A 25,398-nucleotide genomic window follows, 5' to 3' on the forward strand; every position below is an offset into this window, starting at 1 on the left:
ATATTAAAATCTTACAGTATGTTTCATAAAGTGAAAGTAATTCTCATAGTGGTGTGCGGTCTTTTGGCAGTTGCGACTTTAATAGACTTTGACTTTGATAGCGGGACATTTACGGAGCAAATAGAAGGTTCTGACCAGAAAAGACAGCGATATTATAATGCCGGCGGAAACTCACACAAGACCTTTAAAGTGTATACCAATAGTTTCAGTATTCCAGTCACCAAGGTTTTTTACAAGACAATACAAGAAGGTGATCAAGTTGTCGTAAGCAAATCGCTATTATTTGAAGAAATAAATAAGGTTGAAAATGTCAGAACAACTGTAAGCGAGACCCACTCTATGCGCTATTTTTCTGGTCTCGCAATTCCAATATTGATGCTCATTGTGGCTGGGCTGGCTTTCAAGTTCAAGAATAAATATGAAACGCTCATTTTTGTAGTTTGTGTACTTACAATTGCAAATTTCATCTATATTCTAAATTAGATCACTACAATTTTATCCTCCGTTTCATTTTCTCCACAATATTGAAGGCAGCTGGACACATTTTTACGTTTTCTAACGTGAGCTTAGCTATTTGCTGGAATTTCTTTCGGTCTGTATGCGGAAACTCTCTGCACGCTTTAGGTCTCACTTCATAAATAGAGCAATAGTTATCGGCTCCTAGAAAATGGCAGGGTGTGGTTTGCAGGACGTAATCTTTATCCTCATCTATGCGCAAGAAGGCCTGAATAAAGTCAAATTCCTTCATTTTAAAGTGCTTGGAAATGCGTGAGATGTCTTTGTCGGTAAATAATGGGCCTGTTGTTTTACAGCAGTTTGCACATTCCAGACAATCTGTGCGCTCAAACTCCTCCTCGTGCAATTCTTGCATAACATAATCCAGATTCTTTGGTGGTTTTTTGCGCAGTTTTGCAAAGAACTTTTTGTTTTCGTTCTCCTTATCTTTGGCGAGCTGTGGCAAGGCTTTTATAACATCTTCCATAGCGCAAAAGTAGCGATTACCTATGGATAACATTGATATTTTCGGGCGTGCACTTCAGGATTATCACGAGGATTATTATTCAGAGGACATTGTCGTGCACTCCTCTATCGCCGAAGATGATGTGATTCCCATCCCCTATTTATTTCGTGAGTTTGAAGAGATGCCAGTTATTGAGCAAAAGGCGCTTGAGCTTTGCAAAGGAAAAACGCTGGACATCGGCTTCGGTGCTGGTAGCCACTTAATGTGGTTGCAAGACAACGATATTGATGCTAGTGGAATTGATATTAGTGAAGGTGCGGTTACGCTTTCGCGAAAGCGTACTCTAAAAAACACGCATCACGCTCATCTTTTAGAATATCAAGGTACTTACGACACACTATTATTGCTGATGAACGGCACAGGAATTTTTGAAAAAGTATCCAAAGTAGACGAATACCTAAAACATTTAAAATCACTCCTCGCCGAAGGTGGACAAATTTTAATAGATGGCTCCGATATTAAATATATGTACGAGGACGAGGACGGCGGGTTATGGATTGATACGCATCGTGACTATTACGGGGAAGTGACGTATGCTATGAGCTATAAAGGGCAACGTGGAGCAACCTTTGACTGGCTCTACTTGGATTTTGAGCTTTTGAAATATTACGCAAATAAAAATGAGCTCAACTGTGAGCTCATTTTAGAAGGTGACCATTACGAGTATCTCGCACGGCTTACTGTTGCATAACGTGCCCTTTTTCGGCAAGTTTGTCAACCATCATTTTATAGAGATCTCGACTCCAGATTTCTGAAACTTCACCTACACTGCGGGATATTTTATCTTTGGAGGTCAAGATTTTTTTTCCAGTATCTGTATTATAGAAAAAACTTACATCATTGCGCTGGGCATCTGTCAGAGCCGTCTGGTCCTTAAGCAGTTGTTGTCCTGCCTCGGTTTGATAAAAGGAAATCATATTCTTGATATCATCTTGGGTATACGTGCCACGATAAGCAGAAACTAACATCGCCTTGATACGTCCTATCTCACCAGAGCTCGCATCTCTGAGCTCATCCCAAGTAGCAGGTGTTACATCGTTAGATGCATATTGCCTTTTTAATAGTTCGAACAATTGATCTATAGCATTTCGATATTGTTCGGTTGTTCCATTGAGACTCAAAAGATCTAGCACATCTTCCCTGTAAGAAGATTCTTGAGCCGATGCACTTAATGTTATCGTAAATGCAAATAGGATACATAATATTTTTTTCATCTTTACAGTTCTATTTATAAGGACTAAATATATAAAAAATGACGGTAGCTCAACTGAAAAGACTTTCTATATTATTCATAATATGTGCTTTGTCGCTCACTGCCTGTAATGATGATGACGATGCTACAGGAAGTAATAGTCAAGAAAATGAAAATGCGGCAAATAAACGACCTTTGGGCACTAGCGCAAACGAACTCCTATCGTCTGATGAGTTTACGAGTTTACGCCTAGAAATAGCATATCCAGACGGGTTTAGACCTACACAAGGAACTATAGATCTTATAGAAAGTTTTCTAGAAGAGCGACTCAATAAACCAAATGGTATAACGATGGTAGAGACTATTATCAATCTCTCACAAGACCCACCATATGATATCGATGAAATAGTCGCTATAGAAGATGAAAACAGAACGATTTTTAACAATGGAGACGAAATAGGCGTTTATGTATTTTTCTCTGACGGAAATTCAACATCAGATGAGGGAAACTCAGTGGTTTTAGGAACTGCTTACCGTAACACGTCTATGGTAATTTACGAGAAGACCTTTAGAGATCTTGCAAATAATTCATCTACGGCAATTAATAGAACTTTAATAGAAACAGCAACCCTACGTCACGAATTCGGACATATTTTTGGCCTAGTAAATTTAGGAACACCTCTTACCTCTGAGCACGAAGATCAAGATAACCGTCGTCATTGTGATGTAGAAGATTGCCTAATGTTTTTCCAAACGGTTTCGAATGTATTCAATACTAGTAACGTGGCATCCCTGCCTGAGTTTGACCCACAGTGCATCGCCGATTTACAGAATAACGGAGGAAAGTAAATAGCTCCTGAAAAAACAAAAACGGGAAAGTGTTTTGAACATTTTCCCGTTTTTGTTTTATATGAATATATGGTCTAATCTTTTAAATCAAGAGGAACAGTCATCTTCACCTCTTCCAGTTGCAAATCTTCTCCATACTTCATAAGATAAACAGCGTCATTGTAAAAACCACTGGATCCATCATTTGAGTAGTGAAACTTATGCTCTATATATTGTGTCTCTACTCCTGAGGCAGCTGCTTGAAAAAGATCATCTGCATACGCGAGTCTTAAAATTACATCGTAGGCAATATCATAACCTCTTTTTGCAACCATACTTGGACTTACATCAAACATATCTTCGTAAGCATCATCAAAAGACAAAGTTGTTTCAGACAATATCTCTTTGCTAAAAGATGGAAAATGAAACTTGAGATTCATAAGGTGCATATGTTGTATCTCGTCACTGTCATAAGCAGACCCCTTATCAGTGGTAAAGAGCGTCACATTTTTATCGGCAACCATAGTATTTAGGCTAGTGGTTACATTACTTATAAGAGGTACATCATTAGTTTCAAGAATTACCCAATTATCTTGTGTTGCAGAAATCTGCTTTGGAATATCATCGGGGTATAAATAATACCCGCTATCGCTAGACCTAGGAGTCACTGTTTTTGCTGTCGGGAATAAAGCCATAAGTTTAGACTTATTCGAGCTGTTCTTAGCATCTGCGATGATGACGATATTTTTTCCCTGCCCGTTTGCTTTTAAATAAGACAGCATACGATCTCTTAATATTTTGTCACTTGGTCTCGTCTGGAAAGTCGTGTTGCGCATCTCTATGCCTGAACTCAAAGCAATTAAGGGAATTCCTTTTCTGCTCAGCAGTGAAGAAGCGCGATTAACGTTAGCCTTAATTAATGGTCCAATAACCACATCTACATCGTCAAAATTATTTCTCGCGATTATATCGTCTATTTTACGTGCATTTACTGAAGCTCCGTTTTTACGGTCATATTCGGTATCATAAACCTCCAAGTTTACTGACAATCCTTCTTTTTTTGCTTGATCTATGGCCATCAGTATACCAGAGTGAAAATCCAGCGCAAGTCTAAGTACGCGATCGCTTTTTAAAAGTTTCTCTTTGGTCATTGTAGAATCACCATTTATCCTCTTAAGACCAAATGGTAACATAACCACCATTTTTTTTGCAGAAGTGTAAGTGATACTATCTCTTAAATCTATAAAATCTCCCTTTTCACTCGGTGTGATATCAATATTAGTATTAACAACGATACCACCTTTTGCTTTTGGAATTTTAAGTACCATTCCTTCCTTAAGGCCATCGGCTAGTGCAGGATTCAGATCTACCAGAGCATCTGCATTCATCTCAAGACGCTTTAAAAGGCTGTACATCGTATCGCCTTTTGGCACTTCATAAAAATCAAACTCCGTTTTGTCTATTACTTCTGTAGAAGAAGGCTTTTTTCTAGGGACATTAATGGTTGTCCCCATCTGAAGGCCTTTTCCCATTCCTGGGTTCATTGCTTCAAGCTCAGCTATTGTTATTCCATAGCGTTGTGCAACACCGTACTTCGTTTCTTTAGGCTGGACTTTATATTTTTCGTAAGGATTTCCGTCTGTAGGGATGTTGTTAGGAGATACTCCTCCTCCACTTTGCTCGACAACAGTTGTCGTTGTCTCCTTATAATTCGTTGGGATTTTTATCTTGTCCCCCTTTCGCAAGGGCGAACTATATAATTGTTTATTGTAACGCTTGATAACGTCCTGTGGGACTCCATATCTTTTTGAGATACTGTAAAGTGTTTCTTTACGACGTACTTTATGGGTTTTAAATGTGATATCCTCTTGATCCATATCTATCGCTCTAGGCTTCTTTGCCTTTGCCTCTGATGGTAAAATGAGTACTAATCCCTCATAAATATTCTTACGAGCGTCAGGGTTCAATTTTAGGATTTGCTTTTCGTCTATGTTGTACTTTTTTGAGATACTGTACACGGTTTCACCTGCTTGTACCTGGTGAGAAACATAATCCTGAAAAGCGGTGGAGGTTGATGTACACGCTTTCGCGAAAGCGCAACAAAAAACAATCAATCCTATAAAAAGTGATTTCTTCATATTTAATATTTATTCCCACTCAATAGTGGCAGGCGGTTTAGAACTAATATCGTACACCACTCTATTAACGCCTTTTACCTTATTTATTATATCATTAGACACCTTCTGAAGAAACTCATATGGCAAATTTACCCAGTCTGCCGTCATCCCATCCGTACTCTCTACAGCACGTAATGCTACGCACTTTTCATACGTACGCTCATCACCCATCACTCCTACTGAGTTTACAGGTAACAACATTGCACCTGCTTGCCAAACCTTGTCATACAGTCCCCACTCGCGCAATCCTGAGATAAAAATATGGTCTACCTCCTGTAAGATACGTACTTTCTCTGGCGTGATATCTCCTAAAATTCGAATTGCAAGTCCAGGTCCAGGAAAAGGATGTCTCCCCAACAACGATGGGGATAATCCCATACTTTTTCCTACGCGACGTACTTCATCTTTAAATAACATCTTGAGTGGCTCTACCACTTTAAGTTTCATAAAGTCTGGAAGTCCGCCTACATTATGGTGTGATTTGATCGTTGCGCTTGGTCCACCCGTTGCGCTCACAGATTCTATCACGTCAGGATAAATGGTGCCTTGACCTAACCACTTCGCATTTTCTACTTCTTTACTCTCATCATCAAAAACCTCGATAAATACACGTCCTATGGCCTTACGTTTGGTTTCAGGGTCGCTTTCCCCTTCCAGCGCTTCCAAGAAACGTGCCGACGCGTCTACTCCCTTAACGTTCAACCCCATTCCCTCGTATTGCAACAATACTTCTGAAAATTCATTTTTGCGCAACAAGCCGTTGTTAACAAAAATACAATACAGATTATCACCTATCGCCTTGTGAAGTAAAGTAGCGGCTACCGTGCTGTCTACTCCTCCAGATAATCCCAAAATTACACGATCATCACCCAGTTGCTTTTTGAGCTGCGCCACAGTAGTATCTACAAACGCATCTGGTGTCCACGTTTGTGCTACACCGGCAATTTTTACTAAGAAATTCTCAAGAATTTGTTTCCCATCGCTAGAGTGATATACTTCTGGATGAAACTGAATCGCATAAGTATCTTCTCCTTCTATTCTATATCCTGCATTTTCTACATCATTTGTAGATGCAATGCGCACACCATCTCTAGGAAGTTTTTTAATCGTATCACTATGGCTCATCCAAACCTGACTACCCTGAGAAACTCCCTCAAAAAACAATTCTCCTTCCTTAACCATAGACAAGTTTGCTCGTCCGTACTCGCGTGTGTTGGACTGCCCTACTTCTCCATCATAAAAATGAGCAAGGTATTGTGCACCATAACAAACGCCTAAAAGTGGTTTTTGTCCTTTAATTTGCGATAAATCAGGATGTGGAGCGTCTTCTCCTCTCACCGAATGTGGTGATCCAGAAAGAATAACCGCCTTGTATGAAGACAAATCTTCTGGCGGATTGTTATAAGGTTTGATTTCGCAATAAATATTAAGCTCGCGTACACGTCTAGCGATGAGTTGTGTGTATTGCGATCCGAAGTCGAGGATGAGTACGTTGTTTTGCATCCGCAAAAATATTAAAAATAGCGTGAGGAAATTACCTATTAGAAGTACAAAAAAATAGAGTTTTTAACAAGCTTATTGTATTGAGGACTCTTTTAGATGAATGTTTTATAAAACAAAAAATCCCCGCAAATGCGAGGATTAAATGTGAGCCCTGAAGGATTCGAACCTTCGACCGCCTCCTTAGAAGGGAGGTGCTCTATCCAGCTGAGCTAAGAGCCCTAACTCTTAAGTTGTCGGGGTAGCAAGATTCGAACTTGCGACCTCCTCGTCCCAAACGAGGCGCGATAACCGGGCTACGCTATACCCCGAAAAGCAACTACGTTGCAAAAAAAATAAAAAAATGAATTCTAAATTCCTAAAAATGGTCTTTAAAATTCATCTTCTATCGCGGAGAGACAGGGATTCGAACCCTGGGTAAGTGTTTCCACCTACGACGATTTAGCAAACCGCTCCTTTCGGCCACTCAGGCACCTCTCCAGTCTTTATAAAAGAACTTGCTTTTCTTAAGCGGTTGCAAATATAAAAAATTTGTTATTCACTTTCCAAAAGAAATCAAAGTAATATCTAAATATTATCTCACTTTTTTTTGTTCAGTCCGTAGTCATTTGAAAGTGAGTAACAAAAAGAAGATAACAAAATGACATTCTAGGTATCTACTTTTGCAAAACCGTAAAAATCACTATCGCCTGAGTGCAAAGTAACCTGTAAAGATCACATTACTTTCCGTAAATGCTTTGTACCAAAATCCTGAATCTAAAAGCATATTACCTCCATAGCTTCCATCCCACCCCATACTACGAGAGCTAAACTCCGTAATTTTCTTACCGAACCGGTCAAAAATCTGAATGTTTGTAACAATCTCACCATCCACTCGTACGCCACGTACTTGCCAGTAGTCATTAATACCATCTCCGTTAGGTGTAAAATATTTGGGAAATCCTCTATCTCGAACAATCCTTTTTGAAGTAATACGGCAACCATTTTTATCTCTTACGTAAACCATTACATCAGTAATATTTACGTTATTAAATACATTGCTATCTTGATAAGGTCCATCAACATCGAGTGCGTACTCATAATCACTACTACCCTCGGCAGTGACAGTAAGTTTAAAATTAAATCCCTGATTACGTATATCCAATCCTGTGATTATGGCAGCCTCGGAGGTTGTTACTTCAAATTCATGTGAAGATTCACACATTAGACTTCCCCCACTAGGAATAATAATCTCATTAACTACCTCTAAGCGGTACAAACCTCCTTGGTCAATGGCTACGTCCCGACTCGTAGATATTTCTCTCTCGCTAGTTCCTTCTAAAAATAACCAGCGAAACGAAGTGCCTTCTCCACTATGATTTAATCGTAACGGGCTCTCGTTTAAACATAATATATAAGAATCTTCTAAATCTATAATAGGATTGAGGTCTATTGTATTTCCAAATTCATTAATATATGGCCCACATCCTAATACAGTGGTAAAACTCGTTGTGAGACAATTACGAGCCTCACCAGCAAGGTTATAAGGTGTAACTGTGACATAATATGTTACTCCTTCGTCAAAATCGAGCACAAGAGTTGACGTTCTATCCCCTAAATCTTCGTTATTGAGTACATCTCCCGCTCCTGGCGAAGTTCCTATGCGTAATAGATAACCATCGGCGGTAGCTACAGGTAACCAAGATAAAAGAGGTGTTAGTGCAACCCCTTCGGCGCCATCTGCAGGATTAATTAGTTGTGTGCAGTCAGGAACATCGTCATCTAAAAATACAGTAGTAAAAGTCGTCTCCGAGCAATCTCCCCTTTCTCCAACAGAATTTTCTGGGATTACTCTGGCATAATACGTTGTACCAAAATCTAAATTAAAGGGTATGGTATATTGCAATTCGTTGCTATTCGTATCTACATCAAGAACATCTGTGCCGCCTGGGGTAGTACCTAGTTGTACTATATAATTTGTAGCTCTTGGAGCGTATGTCCATACCAATGTCAAGGCAACAGCAACATCTACCTCTCCGTCGGATGGTATACTCAAAGAAGTACACTCAGAAAGTTGTGTGATTGCTCCAGTTGTAAACTCTTGCTCATTACAAGCTATAGAAGTGGACGAAGAGTCTCGCACTTCAATATTTACATAAATAGTAGTGTTTTCGGGAAGTCCCAGAGGCGGTCTAAAAGAGTTGGATCCTACGCCTGTCGAGGAGACAATTTCATTACCACCCGGTGTTGTTCCTAATGTAATAATGTATCCAAAATTACCTTGTGTGGGGTCCCAGGTGATAATGCTCTCCACAGGGACATTTGTAGCTCCAGCAGCAGGAACAATTAAAGCTGAGCAGGGTTGTTGTATACTGCTATTATCACTTTTGAGAGTCTCAAATGCTTTTATTTGAGGTGATTCCGCTTTCGCGAAAGCATAATTAGAACAATTTCCCAGTAGAAAAAAAAATCCTAAGCAATATGTCCAGAACACCTTATGCACTTTTTTATTTTAAAGATACTTAAAATGCCTAAACCTCACTTTACAATGCAGCAACGATATTAAAAAAGCGTAATCTGACCTTCTCCATCTCCATCGTTGCCCCCCTTTTGAGCGTCATCATCTTTTGGACTATCATCACTTGCAGCAACAGTTTCGTCGTCTATAACCTCAATCTCTTCTTTGGGAGTTTCTTCCGGAATTTCATATGGAAGTGGTTCCAGCCAGTTGAGCTGTTTAAGTTTTTCTGGGTAAAACTGGTTTCCAAGAGCTTTTAAGCCTTTTACGGCAATAAAATCCTCCATCGAGACTTCTTCATTTTCTTTCTGATCTTTACCACGCTCTTTATAAAACACCATCTCTGCCACGGGGCGATAATCGGTAGAAACCAACTCGAGGTGACTGTTATCATTTTCGGAAATAAAGACTTCAGATTTATCTGGGTTTTCCACTAGGAAACGTTTCCCGTAGTATTTCTCCTTTTCGCCATCCCAATAAATTGCAGTGATCGGTTTTTCGGGCACCCATTTTTCGAGAATAATCATATCATCGTCAAAGTGTGCTGTCACATCTGGAACAATAGTCCTCACGTTCCCGTGCTGATTGATAATAAGCAATCTGTCCTCTGCAGTGAATTCACCCACTAGATCTCCACGACCATCCACATTGAGTCGTTGCACCGTATCGTCAAACCATATTTTTCGGGGCTTAAGCGTAGATAGTCCCTTCTCCTTAAGCTCTACAGACTTCACCGAATGCTTAGTAACAATATTACCTTTAGACCCGCGACCTTTTATAAGAATGTCTGCAAAGTCTAGGTCAAAGCGAAGTTTCTTTATTTGGCCTACTGCTCTCAGAAAAATATTAACCACCTCTGCCTCTCCGTTAGAATTTGCTGTAAAGTAAAAAACGACAGAGCCTTTTTTACCATTGGTCAGGTCATAGTCTCGATCCCGTGTTACCGAGGTAACATTAAATCGTTTTACGTAGGTGGCACCACCAGAACCATCACGATATATCATATTGTATGTGGTTCGCTTATCTTTTTTCTTAAATACGGCCACGTGCAGGATGTCTTTGCCCACAAAAGTTTTTGCATCCACTTTTGTAACCATCATTTTTCCTTCTTTAGTAAAAACAATGATATCATCTATGTCTGAACAGTCTGTCACATATTCATCCCTCTTTAAGGAAGTTCCTATGAAACCTTCGGCACGGTTTACGTAGAGTTTTGTGTTTCTCAGAACCACTTTTGTGGCCTGAATATCGTCAAAAATGCGAATCTCCGTTTTACGCTCGCGACCCTCACCATAATCCTTTTTTAATCTCGTGAAGTAATCTACCGCATATTGCGTTAGATTTTCTAGGTGATGTTTTACTTGCGCAATTTGATCCTCTAAAGCTTCTATTTTTTGTTGTGCTTTGTCGATGTCAAATTTTGAAATACGCTTGATGCGTATTTCTGTAAGCCTCGTAATATCCTCAACAGTAACAGGACGCTTAAGATGACCTATGTGTGGTTTCAGACCTTTGTCAATAGCCTCAATAACACCGTCCCACGTTTCCTCTTCTTCGATATCGCGGTAAATTCGGTTTTCAATAAAAATGCGCTCTAGCGACGCATAATGCCATTGGTTTTCAAATTCACCAAGCTGTATTTCTAGTTCGCTTTTAAGCAATTGCTTTGTCCGGTCTGTAGATCTACGTAGCATTTCTGTAACACCTACAAATAGAGGCTTATTGTCTTCAATCACACAACCTAGAGGAGATATGGAAGACTCACAATTTGTAAAAGCAAATAAAGCGTCTATTGTTTTCTCTGGTGAAATACCAGAAGGAAGATGCACCAGTATCTCAACATCTGCAGCGGTGTTATCTTCTATTTTTTTGATTTTTATTTTTCCCTTGTCATTTGCTTTCAGAATAGAGTCAATTAATGACCCTGTCGTCTGACCAAAAGGAACCTCAGTGATTACTAGCGTATTTTTATCCTGTTGATTTATACGTGCTCGCACTCTTACCTTCCCGCCACGCAGTCCATCTTTATAATCTGAAAAGTCTGCAATTCCAGCGGTGGGGAAATCTGGGAAAATGGTAAATTTTTTATCCTTAAGGTGCTTGATAGACGCGTCTATCAATTCGATAAAATTGTGAGGTAATACTTTTGTACTTAATCCTACAGCAATACCCTCTGCCCCTTGAGCAAGAAGTAGCGGGAACATTACCGGAAGATTTATAGGCTCCTTTTTACGGCCATCGTAAGATGCTTGCCAGTCGGTTATTTTGGGATTATAAACCACATCTAGGGCAAACTTAGAGAGTCGTGCTTCAATGTAACGAGAAGCAGCGGCGCGGTCGCCTGTTAGAATATTTCCCCAGTTTCCTTGGGTATCGATGAGAAGGTCTTTTTGACCTATTTGCACCATAGCGTCCCCAATACTTGCATCACCGTGCGGGTGATACTGCATCGTATGTCCAACAACATTTGCTACTTTATTATAACGACCATCGTCCAGCTCCTTAAGCGCATGCATAATCCTGCGTTGTACTGGTTTGAACCCGTCTTCAATAGCAGGTACTGCACGCTCCAGAATTACATAGGAAGCATAATCCAGAAACCAGTCTTCAAACATTCCCGAGACACGGGTAATGGTTTCTGTAGACCCATCTTCTGGAACTTGTGGCTCTAGGTTTGGGTTTATTTCTTCTTCTTCGCTATGGTCGTTTATTTCTTCGCTCATTTAGTATTTTAACTTACTTGCTTCACTTTTTAGGTGAATTCATTTCATCATCCCAAGGAATAACTACAACATCTAAAATTTCTCTTTTGTTGAAAGTTTGCACCCTTACCTCTTGAAGAATATCAGAATCCTTGAACCAAGCTTTCATTCGATAATTCATTGTGTCAGACAAGGAGCCTTTTAACCTATCGATTTCCAGATGCTCTAATTTACCTAGTTTCTCATTGATATTCTTGAAATATGCTTCGCCTTTTTCAGATTCTAAAAATTTTTCAAAACTTGAGGAAAGCCTCATTTTATTCTTGTTTATTTCTTCACTTTCATTGTTCACGATTTTCTCAGCTGCCTCTTCTACTTTTTTGGTACCTAAGACTGCTTTTGCAACTGGCGCACAACTAATTAAAAAACATCCTACGAACGTAATAATCATAATTTTCTTAATCATCTCACTTTATTTAATGGGTTATATAAATTAAGACGTCAAAAAAATTAAAATAGTTGCCTCGCTTTTAAATTTGCTTTCGCGAAAGCAAAAAAACCTACTCCTCCACTACTCTATCCAATTCTACTTTTAGGTTTTCGATGATAAACTTTTGTCTATCTGGCGTATTTTTTCCCATATAAAAAGACAGTAATTCCTCTATCATCAGCGCTTTGTCGAGCATTACGGGTGCTAATCTTATATCTTCCCCTATGAAAAATTTAAACTCATCTGGAGAAATCTCTCCAAGTCCCTTAAATCGCGTAATCTCAGGTTTTGCACCTAATGCTTCCATTGCATCTGCCTTCTCCTGATCGCTGTAACAGTAAAAAGTTTTCTTCTTGTTACGCACTCGGAATAATGGAGTTTCCAGAATATACAAATGTCCATCCTTAATAAGCTCAGGAAAGAACTGAAGGAAAAAAGTAATCAATAGTAACCTAATGTGCATTCCATCCACATCTGCATCTGTCGCGATGACAATGTTATTATATCTTAAATCCTCAATGGATTCTTCGATGTTCAGGGCCGCTTGAAGCAGGTTGAATTCCTCATTTTCATACACAATCTTTTTTGTGAGCCCATAACTGTTTAATGGCTTCCCTTTAAGGCTAAAAACCGCTTGGGTATTTACATCCCTAGATTTTGTGATAGATCCACTTGCACTATCTCCCTCTGTAATAAAAAGTGTAGATTCTAGATTACGTTCTTTCTTACTGTCCGTAAGATGGATACGACAATCACGTAGTTTCTTATTGTGAAGACTGGATTTTTTTGCTCTGTCTCTCGCGAGTTTACGTATTCCAGAAAGGTCTTTACGTTCCCGTTCTGCTTGTAACACCTTACGTTGCAGTGCATCTGCCGTTTCTGGATTTTTGTGCAGGTAATTATCTAAGGCCGTTTTTATAAAGTCATTTATGTAGGTACGTACCGTGGGAAGGTCGCCACCCATATCTGTACTACCCAGCTTTGTTTTGGTTTGCGACTCAAAGACAGGCTCCATTACTTTGATACTAATGGCAGAAACAATGGACTTTCTAATGTCCGAAGCATCATAGTTCTTACCGTAAAATTCGCGTACGGTTTTTACAATGCTTTCGCGAAAGGCCGCTTGATGCGTTCCACCCTGCGTCGTGTTCTGACCATTTACAAACGAGTGATATTCCTCAGAGTACTGCGTTTTACTATGTGTGAGCGCAATTTCAATATCCTCACCTTTTAAATGAATGATAGGATACAATCTATCCCCTTCTGCAATGCTTTCTGAGAGGAGATCTTTTAAACCGTTTTCAGAAAAGAATTTCTCTCCATTAAAAATTATGGTCAATCCCGGATTGAGGTACACGTAGTTTTTGAGCAGTCGTTCTACATACTCGCTACGAAATTTAAAATTCTTAAAAATGGAATCATCCGGAACGAATGATACCTTTGTACCACGACGTCGTGATGTCTCGTTCAGTAATTCTTCATCCTTTAATTCGCCACGCTCAAACTCGGCACTTGCAGATTTACCATCGCGGGTAGACTCCACCCTAAAGTAGTTAGAAAGTGCATTTACCGCTTTTGTACCGACCCCGTTAAGTCCTACAGATTTCTTAAAAGCACGCGAGTCATACTTACCTCCCGTGTTCATTTTTGAAACCACATCTACCACTTTCCCTAGCGGAATCCCACGACCGTAATCCCGTACAATAACTTTCTCTCCTTGTATGGAAATCTCGATGGTCTTACCAGCCCCCATCACAAACTCGTCGATACAGTTGTCAAGCACCTCTTTTACAAGGATATAAATACCATCATCTGCACTTGAACCATCGCCTAATTTACCGATGTACATCCCAGGACGCATCCTGATATGTTCCTTCCAGTCGAGCGATCGTATGTTATCTTCGTTGTATTGTGTTTCCTGAGCCATAAAGTATCGTAGAGTCGCTAATATAAGGACTTGCGACACCTTAATGCAACAAGAAAAACAGAAGTAATTAACAATTTAATAGATACGGTTGTTAATTGTTTTTTTAGCCCGCTTTCGCGAAAATTTTAGACGAATCAAACCGACACTTCTGCCAAATATTTCGTCTATTTGCACTTCATATTTTAAATCATTCATCCAGAAAATGGCTGTCATAAGAGGACTAAACAGACGATTACTTTTGATTGCAGGCGTGGGCGGAATCATAGCCCTCTTCTTTATTTTTAGAGGTAAAGATGCAACAGTCATTCCCGAGACTGGAGCAACCTTCCTTGCCAAAATAATGGATGAACACGGTGGCAAAAAGGCTTGGGACAGCATTAATAAAATCTCATTTCTCAAAACATTTAGCCTATACAAAGAAGATGGTTCCGTAGAAATGACGCGTAACGAGAAACATTCCTATGGGTATACTAATGGAATCTCCAGACTTGTACAATGGAAACAAGATGAGAAAACGTATAACCTAGTTCAAGATGATAATACCTACAGCCAAGTTATCGATGGGCAACTGGATACACTTGCTACAACCGAGCAGTTAAGAAATAAGATGCAAGCCTCAACCTTTGTGCTAGGACTTCCCTACACTCTAGATACACCCACTAATGAGCTTTCATATAACGGACTAAAAACTTTCGAAGGGAACATCGCACACGAACTAGAGGTCCGTTTTCAGGGTTCTGAGGATATCTGGTGGCTGTATTATTCGGAAGCAGAGTTGGAATGGCTGGGATATTGGGTAAAGACATCGGGCCATTACAGTCTGGTGCTCAATACGGAAATGATTGTAGAGAATGGGTTTTTGCTTTCGCGAAAGCGTAAAAGCTACCGTACAGATTCGCTACGCAATAAAACATATCTACGCGCGGAATATCTGTATGACAACTATGCCATAATAAAGTAGAAATAGCTGTATTTTTAAAAGAAAAAAATGGCTGGATTATTTTCACGTAAGACTCCGCTTCAAAAATTAGAAGCAAAACACAAAAAAGTATTGGAAGATGCCTTTAAAACCTCGCAAACGAATCGGTCTGCTGGGGATACTTTGTATGCTCAGGCAAATGAAATCGAGAAGGAAATTGAAAAGTTAAAGGCGGACCAGTAAGAGGTATCGCTGTTAATAAATACCCACATTTAGGGCGTAAGAGGTTTCTTTTTATACTCCTGCGCTCATTATATTTGTGACCTATGGAACCATTTATTGTATCTGCCCGAAAATATCGCCCGACGACTTTTAAAGACGTTGTGGGACAGCAGGCAATTACAAATACGCTAGAGAATGCCATTGCAAATGACCACCTTGCACAGGCACTGCTTTTTTGTGGTCCCAGAGGTGTAGGAAAAACGAGTTGTGCGCGTATTCTTGCAAAACGTATCAACACGGATGAAAACACGAGTCCCGATGAGGATTTTGCCTTTAATGTTTTTGAGCTCGATGCGGCGTCTAACAACTCGGTAGATGATATACGGAACTTGATAGACCAAGTGCGTATCCCACCGCAAGTAGGAAAGTACAAAGTGTACATTATAGATGAGGTACATATGCTTTCTCAAGCGGCATTTAATGCTTTCTTAAAAACGCTAGAAGAGCCTCCTAAACACGCTATTTTCATTCTCGCCACTACAGAGAAACACAAGATTATCCCGACGATATTATCGCGATGCCAGATTTTTGACTTTAAGCGTATTACCGTTACAGATGCACGCCAGCATCTTGTACAAATAGCACAAGAAGAAGGTATTGAAGCAGATGAAGATGCATTACACATCATTGCTCAAAAGGCTGATGGTGCAATGCGGGATGCCTTATCCATATTTGACAGGGTTGTTAGTTTTAGTGGAAAAAAGCTTTCGCGAAAAGCGGTAACCGAAAACCTGAATGTTCTAGATTACGAGACCTATTTTACTGCAACGGACCTTATTCTAGAAAATAATATCCCGGAGCTATTGGTGCAGTTTGATACTATACTCTCTCGTGGATTTGATGGACATCACTTTATAGCGGGACTTGCTTCACATTTTAGAGACCTAATGGTTTGTAAAAACCCTCCAACGATTCATTTGCTGGAAGTAGGTAAAGACACCAAATTAAAATACCACGAGCAAGCCCAAAAAACAGATCTTGACTTCCTGCTGAAAGGGATTGAAATTGCAAACACTTGCGATTTAAAATATCGAACGAGTAGGAATCAGCGTCTTCTCGTAGAGTTATGTTTGATGCAACTAGCCTCTATCACATTTGATGGAGAAAAAAAAAATGACGGCCCCTTCTTAATTCCGCCATCGTACTACAAAATTGATACAAACGCAGATTTTAGTAGGAAAGAAAGCAATCAATTTATCGCAACCCCTGCGACCAATCCCATTAAAAAGGAGGTTGAGGTCACTGCTACTGAAGAAGTTGCTCCCGAAATAAAGAAACAAACTATTACTGCGACACCCGTTCAAGAAACACCAGCAATTGCTGAGAACGCTAGCGAAATACTTAAATCATCAAACGAGAATTCTTCTGTTTCCCGAGATGCCCAAATCACTAAGGAAACAGAAACTTTTGCCCCGACCATCGAACCTCGCCAGAATCGAATTTCCGGTCTTTCACTAAAAGGATTGCAAAAGAAAAAAGAACTCGAAAAAGAACGTGCTTCTCAAAAGGTAGATGTCACAAATTTACCTAAGGAACCGTTTACTGAGATTGCTATGCAGGCCGCCTGGCAAGAATACGTGACCAAAATAACAAACGCTGGAGAAAAGATTATCGCATCAAACCTAGAAGCAGATGAGCCTAGGTTAAAAGGTACCACGATACATCTTGAATTTCCTAACGAAACAATGAAGGTCGAGGTAGAACGTGCGCAGGGACCCCTATTGGAATTCCTAAAACGCAAACTTAATAATTACGATATAACGCTGGAGATTGTTGTAAATGAGGAAGTACAGCGCAAATACGCTTACACCCCACAAGAGAAATATGAGAAGTTACTTTCTCAAAATCCTGCGCTAGATATACTTAGAAAAACATTTGATTTAGATTTCTAATCGCAAAAAAACAAAGATTATGGAAGAAGAAAAAGCAGCGATTAAGATGCTTCACTTAAAATTACCCACGGACCCGAGATGGGTAAATATTGTAGAAAAAAATGTAGATGAAATCCTGACGGATCACGCCTACTGCGAGCAAAAAGCAGCATCTACGGCGATTTCCTTTATTATAGGATTTCCCGACCATACCGAGCTTGTATCTGAGATGAGTGACCTTGTAATGGAAGAGATGAGCCATTTTAAAATGGTACACGACATTATAAAAGAAAGAGGTGGTCATTTAGGTCGAGAAAGAAAAGATCCTTATGTTCATAAACTCCGCTTTTTCTTTCCTAAAGGAGGATCTCGCACAGAAAGTTTAGTAAATAGACTTCTCGTTGCGGCACTTATAGAAGGTAGAAGTTGTGAGCGGTTTAGATTACTTTCAGAAGAGCTAGAAGATAAAAAGCTTGCAAAGTTCTATAGAAAGCTGATGATAAGCGAAGCTGGTCATTATACAATGTTTCTCAACTTTGCCAGAAAATATGGCGATAGAGAGATTGTAGATAAAAAATGGCAAGAACTTCTGGCCTTTGAGGCTGAGGTTATGAAAGAATTGAGTACCGGAGAAACAATCCACGGTTAAGAAAATACCTTATCAAACTAAAAATGCCTGAGACTTACATCTCAGGCATTCTTATATAATATGTCTTCTTATTAAAGTCTGTACCCTAACACAAAAGAGAAATAGGCATTTTTACCCGATAGATTTCTATAACGATTATCTTGATTCACCTCATTAGAACCTTCAAGCTGCACTCGAATAGGAATGTCTGCATCGTCTTCAAAAACTTCTGCAAAACCTAAGGTGTATCTGGCCTCAACAAAGATATTTTCTCCAAAGAAATACCCTATTCCTCCAAAAGCACTAAAGTCGATAGACTTGTAATCATTAGACTGTTCAAAGAAAGAAACCTTAATTGCTGCCTGAGGTCCGGCTAGAACATAGAGTTTACTAAAGTCATATTTTAAGGCTAGTGGTAACTGCAGTTGCTCATATTTAAATGCATCTCCTTTATTTCCTAAGGACGTGAATAAAAATTCCGGTTGGAATTTGAGCTTTTCTGTTATTGGAATCTCTGCAAAAAAACCTGTAGTTACAGCGATGCGTCCATCTTCGTTATCACCTGGGGATGCAATAGGGGTTTCTCCCTCTACATTTACTAAATCGAAAGAAAAATCACTTATTGATGTTGATGCGAGTCCAAATTTAAAACCATATCTGGTTCCCTGAGCTTGCATAGTCGCGCCAAACATTAAAAATATCGAACTTAGGAGTATTATTTTTTTCATAATTATTTTATGCTATTTATTAATCTAAATCTGTTTTGGTTGCAAGATACTGACTTTTTATAATTCCGTCTGCTAATCCTATTTTAGGTACAAAGATTTGCTTTGAACGTCCCCACTTCATCGCCGAAAGGTAAATACGCATCGCGGGAATGATCACATCTGCCCTATCCTGATTTAATCCTAGGTCTACTATACGATCTTCGTAACTATAGGACTGTAGCTCTTCATAAAACTGAGTCATAAATAAGTACGATAAAGGTTTACCTACTTTTCGACCACTGAGCTTAAAAATCTTATTAATATTACCTCCAGATCCCACAAGATTTAGTCGGTCGTAAGAAGCCGTGTGCTCACGAATCCATTGTTGTAGTTCTTCCCAATCTTTATGTGATACTAAGTCATTGAGTAATCGTACTGTCCCTATTTTAAAAGAACGGCTTACAATTAGTTTGCCCTCGCTGTAAACGGTAAATTCTGTACTTCCTCCACCTACGTCTACATAAAGGTAGTTTTGGTCATCACTTAGGAGTGTATGTAGATCTGTGGCCGCAATTATTGCCGCTTCTTCATCACCATCTATGATCTCAATGTTGATAGAGGTTTTTTCTTTTATTGCTTTCGCGAAAGCGTATCCATTACCAGCCTCACGCATCGCACTCGTAGCACAGGCACGATACTGAGTAACCTTGTGCGCGTTCATTAACAGACGGAATGCCGTCATCGCATCAATCATTCGCTCAAGATTTTCTTGAGAAATTTCCTTTGACTTAAAAACATCTTCCCCTAAACGAATGGGAACTCTAATAAGGGCACTCTTACGAAAAATTGCTGGCTCATCATTGCGTTCTAAAACATTAGAAATAAGAAGTCGTATAGCATTAGACCCAATATCTATAGCGCCAAATTTTTGAATCTTAAGCATTGAGACCCAATTTATCTAGATAGTAATCATAAGTAGCAAATTGTGATCGAACTTTAGTTTTATCGTTTTTTCTGTAAGCGTTGTCTTGAGCAGCATTGAGCAATCTAGCTTTAACATTATCCTGCCAGCAAATCTCGTGTGTATCTATAATTTCTTGCTTTATATCTTCTGCATAAATAGGGCAGGTAACCTCCACTCTATTGTCTAAATTTCTACTCATCCAATCTGAAGATGATATAAATACCTGTTCTTTACCTCGCTCACCAAATATATATACTCGAGGGTGCTCTAAAAATTTATCTACTATACTGATGAGTTCAATATTCTCACTCATCCCAGGTATTCCTGGAATCAAGCAACATATACCTCTGACAATCATTTCGACCTTTACTCCAGCCTGACTAGCTTCATACAATTTATCTATTATGTCGTAGTTAGAAATACTATTGAGTTTAAGACGTATCAAGCCTTTGCCCCCAGATTGCACTTTTGTAATTTCTGCATCGATCATTTTATTAAAACGATTACGGGCGTATAAAGGCGATACAATAAGGTGCTTATATTTATTTACAATATAGTTTGTCTCAAAAAAGTTAAAGAGTTTATTAAGGTCTTTAAGAATTTCTTGGTTTGCGGTAAATAAAGTGTAATCCGTATAAATACGGGCCGTAGCGTGATTAAAATTACCAGTACTTATGAAGCCGTAACGCTTTACCTTCTTATTCTCATTACGTTCTATTACACAAACTTTGCTATGTACTTTTAATCCTGGAACACCAAAAATGAGTCGCACACCTTCGTTTTCCATCTTTTTAGCATACATCATATTTGCTGCTTCGTCAAAACGCGCACGCAGCTCAATCTGGACAGTTACCTGTTTACCATTTTGGGCAGCGTTAATTAATGCACTAGCGATACTAGAAATTTTGGCGAGACGGTAAATAGTAATTTTTATGGATATCACTTTAGGGTCCAGCGCCGCTTCCCGTAACATTTTTATGGTGTAAGAAAATGTTTGGTATGGAGTATATTGTAAATAATCCTTTTCGGCTACCTTCTCAAACATGCTATCTTCAAGGTGCAATCCTTTTATAGGTAGTGGTTTTACTTTCTCATATAAAAGATCTGCTCTGCCCAAACTGGGAAAGCTCATGTAATCTTTGCGGTTATGGTAGCGACCACCTGGAATTATACTATCGGTACGATCTATTCCTAGTTTGTGTAGTAAGAACTTGAGTGTTGATTTTTCAATGGTTTTATCAAATACAAAACGTACCGGTTGCCCATCTTCTCGTCCTTTTACACTTCGTGAAAGCTTCTCAACAAAACTCTTACCTAAATCTGACTCAATATCTAATTCTGCATCACGAGTGATTTTAATCATATGTGATGTTATTGAATCATACTTAAATATGTTGAAAATACTGTCCAGATTATAGCGTATCAAGTCATCGAGTATCATAATGTAATCTTTCCCATCTATAGACGGCATTACAATAAAACGATCTATCGTACTAGGGATTTCTAGTAGAGCATATAATGGTTTTTGTGTTTCAGTAAGAACCATCTTTACCATAAGGTAGGCATCAAGATCCTGAATACGTGGTAACTCAACGTCTTCACGAAGTATAATTGTCTCGACGGCTAGACTTACTTGATCCGTAAAAAATTCTTGTACAAACCTTTTGTGTACTTCGTGCTCGATCTCTTTTTCGTTGAGTACGTAAATATTCTCCTTTGCCAGCCGCTTATGGATATCTTTAAGAATCTCCAGACTTTCTGTTTGCTGGCTGATTACGATTTCGGTAATTCTCTCAAGAAGTTCTTCTGCCGAATAGACTCCAAGCGCTTTGCGCCCCGTTTTACCAGCCTCTACGATCCTGCGTACCGTTGCATAACGAACTCTAAAAAACTCATCAAGGTTGTTTGAGAAAATACCTAAAAATCGCAATCTCTCAATAAGTGGCACCGTCTCGTCTGCTGCTTCCTGTAATACACGAGCATTAAATTGTAACCAACTCAACTCTCTATTTATATATCTTTTTTCTTGATTGTTTGTCATTACTTTAGTGCTTTAGGTGTTGCAGTGGCTATGGTCTTGCCTTGCTTTAAATTTTTCCAATTATCAATATCAAATTGAATTGCCGTAAATCCTGCGGTAGGAACATTATCTATTTGGGTATCCCCATAAACGTTCACTACGTTAGTCATAGCATTGTTGTGTCCAAATACCATCAGGCAATCTATAGCGTCATCGCACTTCCTAATTTGCTCGATAAGTTGTTGCCCCGCAAAGTCGTACAATTCGTGTATTAGGACTATCTCTTTAGAAGGTATGTTATATGCTTTTGCAAAAAAAGCTGCAGTAGTTTTTGCCCTGAGTGCATCGCTACTTATCATTAAGTCCGGTTTAGGCATCGTAGTTGCCACGTGATCTGCAACTAATAGTGCATCATTTAGTCCACGCTCGTTAAGTGGTCTCTCGTGATCTATAACATCAAACTCCCAACTGGATTTTGCGTGTCTTACTAAATATAATGTCTTCATATTAAGGTGCTAATCGTTCTTTAAGCCAACTTCCATTTTTGCGTGTGTACCTAATTCTATCGTGAAGCCTGCTTGGACGGCCTTGCCAGAACTCGATACTCTCAGGCTTTACTATATAACCTCCCCAATGTTCTGGACGGGGAATTGTATCCACATTGGCATATTTCGCTTTAAGCGCACTCATTCTATCTTCTAATAATTGACGGTCAGCAATGACATCACTTTGGTCTGAGGCTAGAGCCCCGAGTTGGCTGGCTTTAGGCCTAGCATTAAAGTAGTTGTCAGATTGCGAGGCAGGAACTTTGCTCGCTATTCCTTTAATAACTACCTGACGCTCCAGATTGGGCCAAAAAAAAGAAATACCAACCTTGCTATGATGCGCAATGCTCTCGCCTTTCTCGCTACCGTAGTTTGTGTAAAAAACAAAACCAGCAGCATCGTATTCCTTTAGTAAAACTATACGGGCTTTGGGAAATGCGTCTTTGCCTAAGGTAGCAAGAGTCATCGCATTGGGCTCTGTTACGCCTCCAGCCTCCTCTACTTCCTTAAACCAGGTCTCAAACTGTGCTATAGGATCAGACGCCGAATTTTCCAATAGCAGCTCCCCTTTTTCGTACGATTTTCTATAATCGTGTAAATCTCGATTCATATCTGCTAATTTACAAATAGCACTATGAAGTTAAAAGCATTCCGAAAGGTTTCACACGGAATTAATACTGTCTTTTAACGTGAGGAAAATAGGGTATTTGACCCTTATTTTTTTCTTTCACACAACCTACTTTTACCCCGTAAAACATTGATAATGAATATTAAGAAACTCTTATATATCACATTGTATGCCTGTGCAATAACATTACTTCTTCTTGCAACTTCTTGTGTGAGTACAAGAGTCGAGGCAAATCCATATCAAGATAGTGCAGAGAATATTGCTTGTCAAAAGGAAAGTAGCTGGAGTTATTTCTGGGGTTTAAAACAGAAAATGGTAAGTGCAAATCCTGAAATTCCAGATACGACTTGTCCGTGTGCAGAGAAAGCAATGAGTTGGGTCGTTACAAAATCTTCTTTTGGAGATTTTATGTTGAGCCTTGTAACACTAGGAACGGTAAACCATCGCACCGTAACCTACGGTTGTGCACGACCACGAGATGGCGATGGTGGCTTAGATGATTAGATTATGATACCCGACGGAATTACACGACTGCCCATTACCAGCTGGATGAACAAGCACGAAAATTTTACCCAAGATTTAGTGCAGGACGCTTCTTTCCAACTGCGCAATCCGCCGGGGTTTAATAGGCAAGAGCGCTATCAGATCACTACGCAAAATTTCCAATGGCTCATCAGGCACGCAACCACCCACGATTTAAAACTACGCGCAATGGGCAGTGGCTGGTCCTTTACAAAAGTAGGCGTTACCGAAGGAGGAATAATAGACACCGCTTCATTGAATTTCTCTTTTCCGCTTTCGCGAAAGTATGTAAACGACAACTACCCGCTCACACCTGAGGATTTATACTTCGTACAATGTGGCACCATCATCTATGAGTTAAATAATAGACTAGCTGCCAAAAGCCCACCACGTTCCATAAAGGCCTCTGGAGCCAGCAACGGTCAGACCATAGCTGGGGCCTTATCTACTGGTACACACGGCGCAGCTTTTAAAGTAGGCGCTATACAAGACTTCGTTGTCGGGCTTCATATTATAACTGGCGAAGACAAACACATTTGGCTAGAACGTGCCTCCTATCCCGTAGCAGCACCTGCATTTATCGATTGGTTAGACACAACCATTATTCGAGATGACGCTATGTTTAATGCCGCTCTCGTGAGCTTTGGCAGTTTCGGGTTTATTCACGGTGTAATGATAGAGACAGAACCTATTTTTCTGCTAGAAGAACATCGTATTGGTAACGTTCCTTATGATGTCAAGCTTAAAAAAGCAATGACAACGCTGGACTTAAGCGATTTAAATCTTGCTGGAGCTGGGCCAAACAAAGATTTGTATCATTTCGAGGTATTATTCAACTTACACAAGTTTGCTATAAACGATCCTCAAAAAGGAGCATTCTTAAAATATATGTACAAAAAGCCCTATCAACTTCCATACACCCCTGTTACTCGTAATAATGTGTTTACTTATGGTGATGATCTTCTAGGAATCATTTCTACGGTTCTGGATACTTTAGGCAAGGCATCTCAACTCTTGATTCCAAAACTTGTAAATACAATGTTTGGACTAGCTTTTGCGCCCCAACCTCCCCAAGAAGGAACAATACGAGAAATATTTAATTATACGAAATTTCGAGGTAAGGTAGCTAGCGCTGCAATCGGTATCGACATAAAAGATGCCGCGCAAGTCGTAGAAGAAATAATTGAAGTTAACAAGCAACACCCCTTCTCTGGCGGTCTCTCACTGCGCTATGTTAAAGGTACTAAAGCAACTTTAGGGTTTACAAAATTTAAAGATACCTGCGTCCTAGAAATGGATGGTGTAGATAGCAATGTAGCAAGAGATTTTTATGAAGCGGTCTGGAATACATTAGAAAGCAAGAATATCCCGTACACCTTGCATTGGGGTAAAATCAACTTTAACCTAAATGCAACGAGAATAAAGAATATGTACGGAAGCGCACAAGTAAACCAATGGATTGATGCCCGTAACACACTATTGAGCAATAAAGTAGCTTCGGTTTTTACAAATAAGTTTATAGAACGATGTGGGCTGGATAAACTATTAGGGCCCATTGTCTAGCGGCTATTTCTTTACAAATCCTTTTTTAATCAATATATCGCGCACCTCCTTATTGTGCTTGAGCATTCGTTTGTGCTCTTCATAGGAAATATCATCATCCATCAGATCGTACTGGCCTTCATAATTTTCCAGCTGTTCAAAATCATCTTGACCAACAAACCAACGTCTGTGCGCAGAGAAATTATCCGTTTGCACAAAATACTCCGTATAATATCCCTCCTCTTCTTCGGCAATGAAAAATGAAATCATCACATTGTTCTTTACCGAAATAGACCCAGGTGTGCGATATACCCTATTGAGCATTGTCCCTTTCTTTACGAGAAAAAGGTTGCGAGGGATAAGATTGTCAAAGTGCTCCTGAACCTGTGCGGCAACTTGAGGTGGTACGGGTTTCTGTTCCATAATTTTTGTAATA

The 25,398-nt window shown here is 39.5% G+C and carries 23 protein-coding genes and 3 tRNA genes; 9 read left to right on the plus strand and 17 right to left on the minus strand.

The genetic code is table 11. The annotated features are described in order from the left end of the window. Positions 1-18 precede the first annotated feature (18 nt). Positions 19-483, plus strand: a complete 465-nt coding sequence (locus EAX61_RS10640; protein ID WP_121917679.1) for a hypothetical protein — start codon at positions 19-21, stop codon at positions 481-483. A gap of 4 nt (positions 484-487) precedes the next feature. Here EAX61_RS10640 and EAX61_RS10645 read toward each other — a convergent pair whose 3' ends face one another. After that, positions 488-982 carry a YkgJ family cysteine cluster protein gene (locus EAX61_RS10645; protein ID WP_121917680.1) on the minus strand — a complete coding sequence of 165 codons (495 nt, stop codon included), beginning with the start codon at positions 980-982 and terminating at the stop codon, positions 488-490. 22 nt (positions 983-1,004) lie between these two features. Between EAX61_RS10645 and EAX61_RS10650 the strand changes: the two genes are divergently transcribed. Further along, the gene (locus EAX61_RS10650; RefSeq protein WP_121917681.1) at positions 1,005-1,712 is read left to right on the plus strand and encodes a class I SAM-dependent methyltransferase; all 708 of its coding nucleotides are present in this window, start codon (positions 1,005-1,007) and stop codon (positions 1,710-1,712) included. On the opposite strand, the gene EAX61_RS10655 is transcribed toward EAX61_RS10650, so the two are convergent. Then, entirely contained in the window at positions 1,699-2,235 is a 537-nt protein-coding gene (locus EAX61_RS10655; RefSeq protein WP_121917682.1) for a DUF2059 domain-containing protein, read from the minus strand. The two genes, EAX61_RS10650 and EAX61_RS10655, sit on opposite strands and share 14 nt — an antisense overlap. A gap of 38 nt (positions 2,236-2,273) precedes the next feature. Here EAX61_RS10655 and EAX61_RS10660 point away from each other — a divergent pair, with 38 nt between their 5' ends. Next, a complete protein-coding gene (locus EAX61_RS10660; RefSeq protein WP_121917683.1) occupies positions 2,274-3,062 on the plus strand; it encodes a zinc metalloprotease in 789 nt (262 codons plus the stop codon). Positions 3,063-3,136: 74 nt separating this feature from the next. Here EAX61_RS10660 and EAX61_RS10665 read toward each other — a convergent pair whose 3' ends face one another. The 9 genes from EAX61_RS10665 to EAX61_RS10705 all read right to left on the minus strand — a co-directional run bounded on the left by EAX61_RS10665 (position 3,137) and on the right by EAX61_RS10705 (position 14,334). Next, a complete protein-coding gene (locus tag EAX61_RS10665; protein WP_121917684.1) occupies positions 3,137-5,179 on the minus strand; it encodes a LysM peptidoglycan-binding domain-containing protein in 2,043 nt (680 codons plus the stop codon). A gap of 9 nt (positions 5,180-5,188) precedes the next feature. After that, positions 5,189-6,721: a glutamine-hydrolyzing GMP synthase gene (guaA, locus tag EAX61_RS10670; protein ID WP_121917685.1), complete on the minus strand. Its 1,533-nt coding sequence runs from the start codon at positions 6,719-6,721 to the stop codon at positions 5,189-5,191. 145 nt (positions 6,722-6,866) lie between these two features. Continuing rightward, positions 6,867-6,940: transfer RNA gene (locus tag EAX61_RS10675), tRNA-Arg, on the minus strand. A 14-nt stretch (positions 6,941-6,954) separates the two neighbouring features. Beyond that, a tRNA-Pro gene (locus EAX61_RS10680) sits at positions 6,955-7,029 on the minus strand. Between the two features lie 80 nt (positions 7,030-7,109). Then, positions 7,110-7,198, minus strand: a tRNA-Ser gene (locus tag EAX61_RS10685). Between the two features lie 202 nt (positions 7,199-7,400). Continuing rightward, positions 7,401-9,191, minus strand: coding sequence for a T9SS type B sorting domain-containing protein (locus tag EAX61_RS10690; protein WP_121917686.1), 1,791 nt, complete (start codon positions 9,189-9,191; stop codon positions 7,401-7,403). A gap of 68 nt (positions 9,192-9,259) precedes the next feature. Then, positions 9,260-11,938 carry a DNA gyrase/topoisomerase IV subunit A gene (locus EAX61_RS10695; RefSeq protein ID WP_121917687.1) on the minus strand — a complete coding sequence of 893 codons (2,679 nt, stop codon included), beginning with the start codon at positions 11,936-11,938 and terminating at the stop codon, positions 9,260-9,262. 22 nt (positions 11,939-11,960) lie between these two features. Beyond that, a complete protein-coding gene (locus EAX61_RS10700) occupies positions 11,961-12,383 on the minus strand; it encodes a hypothetical protein (RefSeq protein WP_121917688.1) in 423 nt (140 codons plus the stop codon). Between the two features lie 94 nt (positions 12,384-12,477). Beyond that, the gene (locus tag EAX61_RS10705) at positions 12,478-14,334 is read right to left on the minus strand and encodes a DNA topoisomerase IV subunit B (RefSeq protein WP_121917689.1); all 1,857 of its coding nucleotides are present in this window, start codon (positions 14,332-14,334) and stop codon (positions 12,478-12,480) included. Positions 14,335-14,536: 202 nt separating this feature from the next. On the opposite strand from EAX61_RS10705, the gene EAX61_RS10710 reads away from it, so the two are divergent. The 4 genes from EAX61_RS10710 to EAX61_RS10725 all read left to right on the plus strand — a co-directional run bounded on the left by EAX61_RS10710 (position 14,537) and on the right by EAX61_RS10725 (position 18,055). Beyond that, positions 14,537-15,295 carry a hypothetical protein gene (locus tag EAX61_RS10710; protein ID WP_121917690.1) on the plus strand — a complete coding sequence of 253 codons (759 nt, stop codon included), beginning with the start codon at positions 14,537-14,539 and terminating at the stop codon, positions 15,293-15,295. A gap of 27 nt (positions 15,296-15,322) precedes the next feature. Further along, the gene (locus EAX61_RS10715) at positions 15,323-15,496 is read left to right on the plus strand and encodes a Lacal_2735 family protein (RefSeq protein WP_121917691.1); all 174 of its coding nucleotides are present in this window, start codon (positions 15,323-15,325) and stop codon (positions 15,494-15,496) included. Positions 15,497-15,579: 83 nt separating this feature from the next. After that, a complete protein-coding gene (locus tag EAX61_RS10720; protein ID WP_121917692.1) occupies positions 15,580-17,427 on the plus strand; it encodes a DNA polymerase III subunit gamma/tau in 1,848 nt (615 codons plus the stop codon). 46 nt (positions 17,428-17,473) lie between these two features. Next, on the plus strand, positions 17,474-18,055 hold the full coding sequence (locus tag EAX61_RS10725; protein WP_121917791.1) for a MiaE family protein: 582 nt from the start codon (positions 17,474-17,476) through the stop codon (positions 18,053-18,055). A 71-nt stretch (positions 18,056-18,126) separates the two neighbouring features. Here the strand turns inward: EAX61_RS10725 and EAX61_RS10730 are convergent, their stop codons facing one another. The 5 genes from EAX61_RS10730 to pdxH are packed head-to-tail and all read right to left on the minus strand — an operon-like array spanning position 18,127 to position 22,880. Further along, positions 18,127-18,762, minus strand: a complete 636-nt coding sequence (locus EAX61_RS10730; protein WP_121917693.1) for a porin family protein — start codon at positions 18,760-18,762, stop codon at positions 18,127-18,129. 19 nt (positions 18,763-18,781) lie between these two features. Next, positions 18,782-19,684, minus strand: a complete 903-nt coding sequence (locus EAX61_RS10735; protein WP_121917694.1) for a Ppx/GppA phosphatase family protein — start codon at positions 19,682-19,684, stop codon at positions 18,782-18,784. Beyond that, positions 19,677-21,746: a polyphosphate kinase 1 gene (gene ppk1, locus EAX61_RS10740; protein ID WP_121917695.1), complete on the minus strand. Its 2,070-nt coding sequence runs from the start codon at positions 21,744-21,746 to the stop codon at positions 19,677-19,679. Before ppk1 ends, EAX61_RS10735 begins: the two co-directional genes overlap by 8 nt. Next, complete coding sequence (locus EAX61_RS10745; RefSeq protein WP_121917696.1) at positions 21,746-22,231, minus strand: SixA phosphatase family protein; 486 nt, start codon at positions 22,229-22,231, stop codon at positions 21,746-21,748. Before EAX61_RS10745 ends, ppk1 begins: the two co-directional genes overlap by 1 nt. Position 22,232: 1 nt before the next feature. Beyond that, the gene (gene pdxH, locus EAX61_RS10750; protein WP_121917697.1) at positions 22,233-22,880 is read right to left on the minus strand and encodes a pyridoxamine 5'-phosphate oxidase; all 648 of its coding nucleotides are present in this window, start codon (positions 22,878-22,880) and stop codon (positions 22,233-22,235) included. Positions 22,881-23,033: 153 nt separating this feature from the next. On the opposite strand from pdxH, the gene EAX61_RS10755 reads away from it, so the two are divergent. Continuing rightward, entirely contained in the window at positions 23,034-23,402 is a 369-nt protein-coding gene (locus EAX61_RS10755; protein WP_121917698.1) for a hypothetical protein, read from the plus strand. A 3-nt stretch (positions 23,403-23,405) separates the two neighbouring features. Next, entirely contained in the window at positions 23,406-24,983 is a 1,578-nt protein-coding gene (locus tag EAX61_RS10760; RefSeq protein WP_201739447.1) for an FAD-binding protein, read from the plus strand. Positions 24,984-24,986: 3 nt separating this feature from the next. Here the strand turns inward: EAX61_RS10760 and EAX61_RS10765 are convergent, their stop codons facing one another. Continuing rightward, the gene (locus EAX61_RS10765) at positions 24,987-25,385 is read right to left on the minus strand and encodes a hypothetical protein (RefSeq protein WP_121917700.1); all 399 of its coding nucleotides are present in this window, start codon (positions 25,383-25,385) and stop codon (positions 24,987-24,989) included. Positions 25,386-25,398: the final 13 nt, after the last annotated feature.

The organism is Dokdonia sinensis (genome assembly GCF_003688895.1).
Taxonomy (GTDB): Bacteria; Bacteroidota; Bacteroidia; order Flavobacteriales; family Flavobacteriaceae; genus Dokdonia; species Dokdonia sinensis.

Excerpts from the sequence above, each read along its gene's own strand:
- pdxH (WP_121917697.1), bottom strand. The coding sequence starts at position 22,880 with ATGAATCGAGATTTACACGATTATAGAAAATCGTACGAAAAAGGGGAG.
- EAX61_RS10760 (WP_201739447.1), top strand. The coding sequence starts at position 23,406 with ATGATACCCGACGGAATTACACGACTGCCCATTACCAGCTGGATGAAC.
- EAX61_RS10755 (WP_121917698.1), top strand. The coding sequence starts at position 23,034 with ATGAATATTAAGAAACTCTTATATATCACATTGTATGCCTGTGCAATA.
- EAX61_RS10765 (WP_121917700.1), bottom strand. The coding sequence starts at position 25,385 with ATGGAACAGAAACCCGTACCACCTCAAGTTGCCGCACAGGTTCAGGAG.
- EAX61_RS10640 (WP_121917679.1), top strand. The coding sequence starts at position 19 with ATGTTTCATAAAGTGAAAGTAATTCTCATAGTGGTGTGCGGTCTTTTG.
- EAX61_RS10705 (WP_121917689.1), bottom strand. The coding sequence starts at position 14,334 with ATGGCTCAGGAAACACAATACAACGAAGATAACATACGATCGCTCGAC.
- EAX61_RS10660 (WP_121917683.1), top strand. The coding sequence starts at position 2,274 with ATGACGGTAGCTCAACTGAAAAGACTTTCTATATTATTCATAATATGT.
- EAX61_RS10710 (WP_121917690.1), top strand. The coding sequence starts at position 14,537 with ATGGCTGTCATAAGAGGACTAAACAGACGATTACTTTTGATTGCAGGC.
- ppk1 (WP_121917695.1), bottom strand. The coding sequence starts at position 21,746 with ATGACAAACAATCAAGAAAAAAGATATATAAATAGAGAGTTGAGTTGG.
- EAX61_RS10645 (WP_121917680.1), bottom strand. The coding sequence starts at position 982 with ATGGAAGATGTTATAAAAGCCTTGCCACAGCTCGCCAAAGATAAGGAG.
- EAX61_RS10665 (WP_121917684.1), bottom strand. The coding sequence starts at position 5,179 with ATGAAGAAATCACTTTTTATAGGATTGATTGTTTTTTGTTGCGCTTTC.
- EAX61_RS10725 (WP_121917791.1), top strand. The coding sequence starts at position 17,474 with ATGCTTCACTTAAAATTACCCACGGACCCGAGATGGGTAAATATTGTA.
- EAX61_RS10730 (WP_121917693.1), bottom strand. The coding sequence starts at position 18,762 with ATGAAAAAAATAATACTCCTAAGTTCGATATTTTTAATGTTTGGCGCG.
- guaA (WP_121917685.1), bottom strand. The coding sequence starts at position 6,721 with ATGCAAAACAACGTACTCATCCTCGACTTCGGATCGCAATACACACAA.
- EAX61_RS10735 (WP_121917694.1), bottom strand. The coding sequence starts at position 19,684 with ATGCTTAAGATTCAAAAATTTGGCGCTATAGATATTGGGTCTAATGCT.
- EAX61_RS10745 (WP_121917696.1), bottom strand. The coding sequence starts at position 22,231 with ATGAAGACATTATATTTAGTAAGACACGCAAAATCCAGTTGGGAGTTT.
- EAX61_RS10655 (WP_121917682.1), bottom strand. The coding sequence starts at position 2,235 with ATGAAAAAAATATTATGTATCCTATTTGCATTTACGATAACATTAAGT.
- EAX61_RS10650 (WP_121917681.1), top strand. The coding sequence starts at position 1,005 with ATGGATAACATTGATATTTTCGGGCGTGCACTTCAGGATTATCACGAG.
- EAX61_RS10695 (WP_121917687.1), bottom strand. The coding sequence starts at position 11,938 with ATGAGCGAAGAAATAAACGACCATAGCGAAGAAGAAGAAATAAACCCA.
- EAX61_RS10720 (WP_121917692.1), top strand. The coding sequence starts at position 15,580 with ATGGAACCATTTATTGTATCTGCCCGAAAATATCGCCCGACGACTTTT.
- EAX61_RS10700 (WP_121917688.1), bottom strand. The coding sequence starts at position 12,383 with ATGATTAAGAAAATTATGATTATTACGTTCGTAGGATGTTTTTTAATT.
- EAX61_RS10715 (WP_121917691.1), top strand. The coding sequence starts at position 15,323 with ATGGCTGGATTATTTTCACGTAAGACTCCGCTTCAAAAATTAGAAGCA.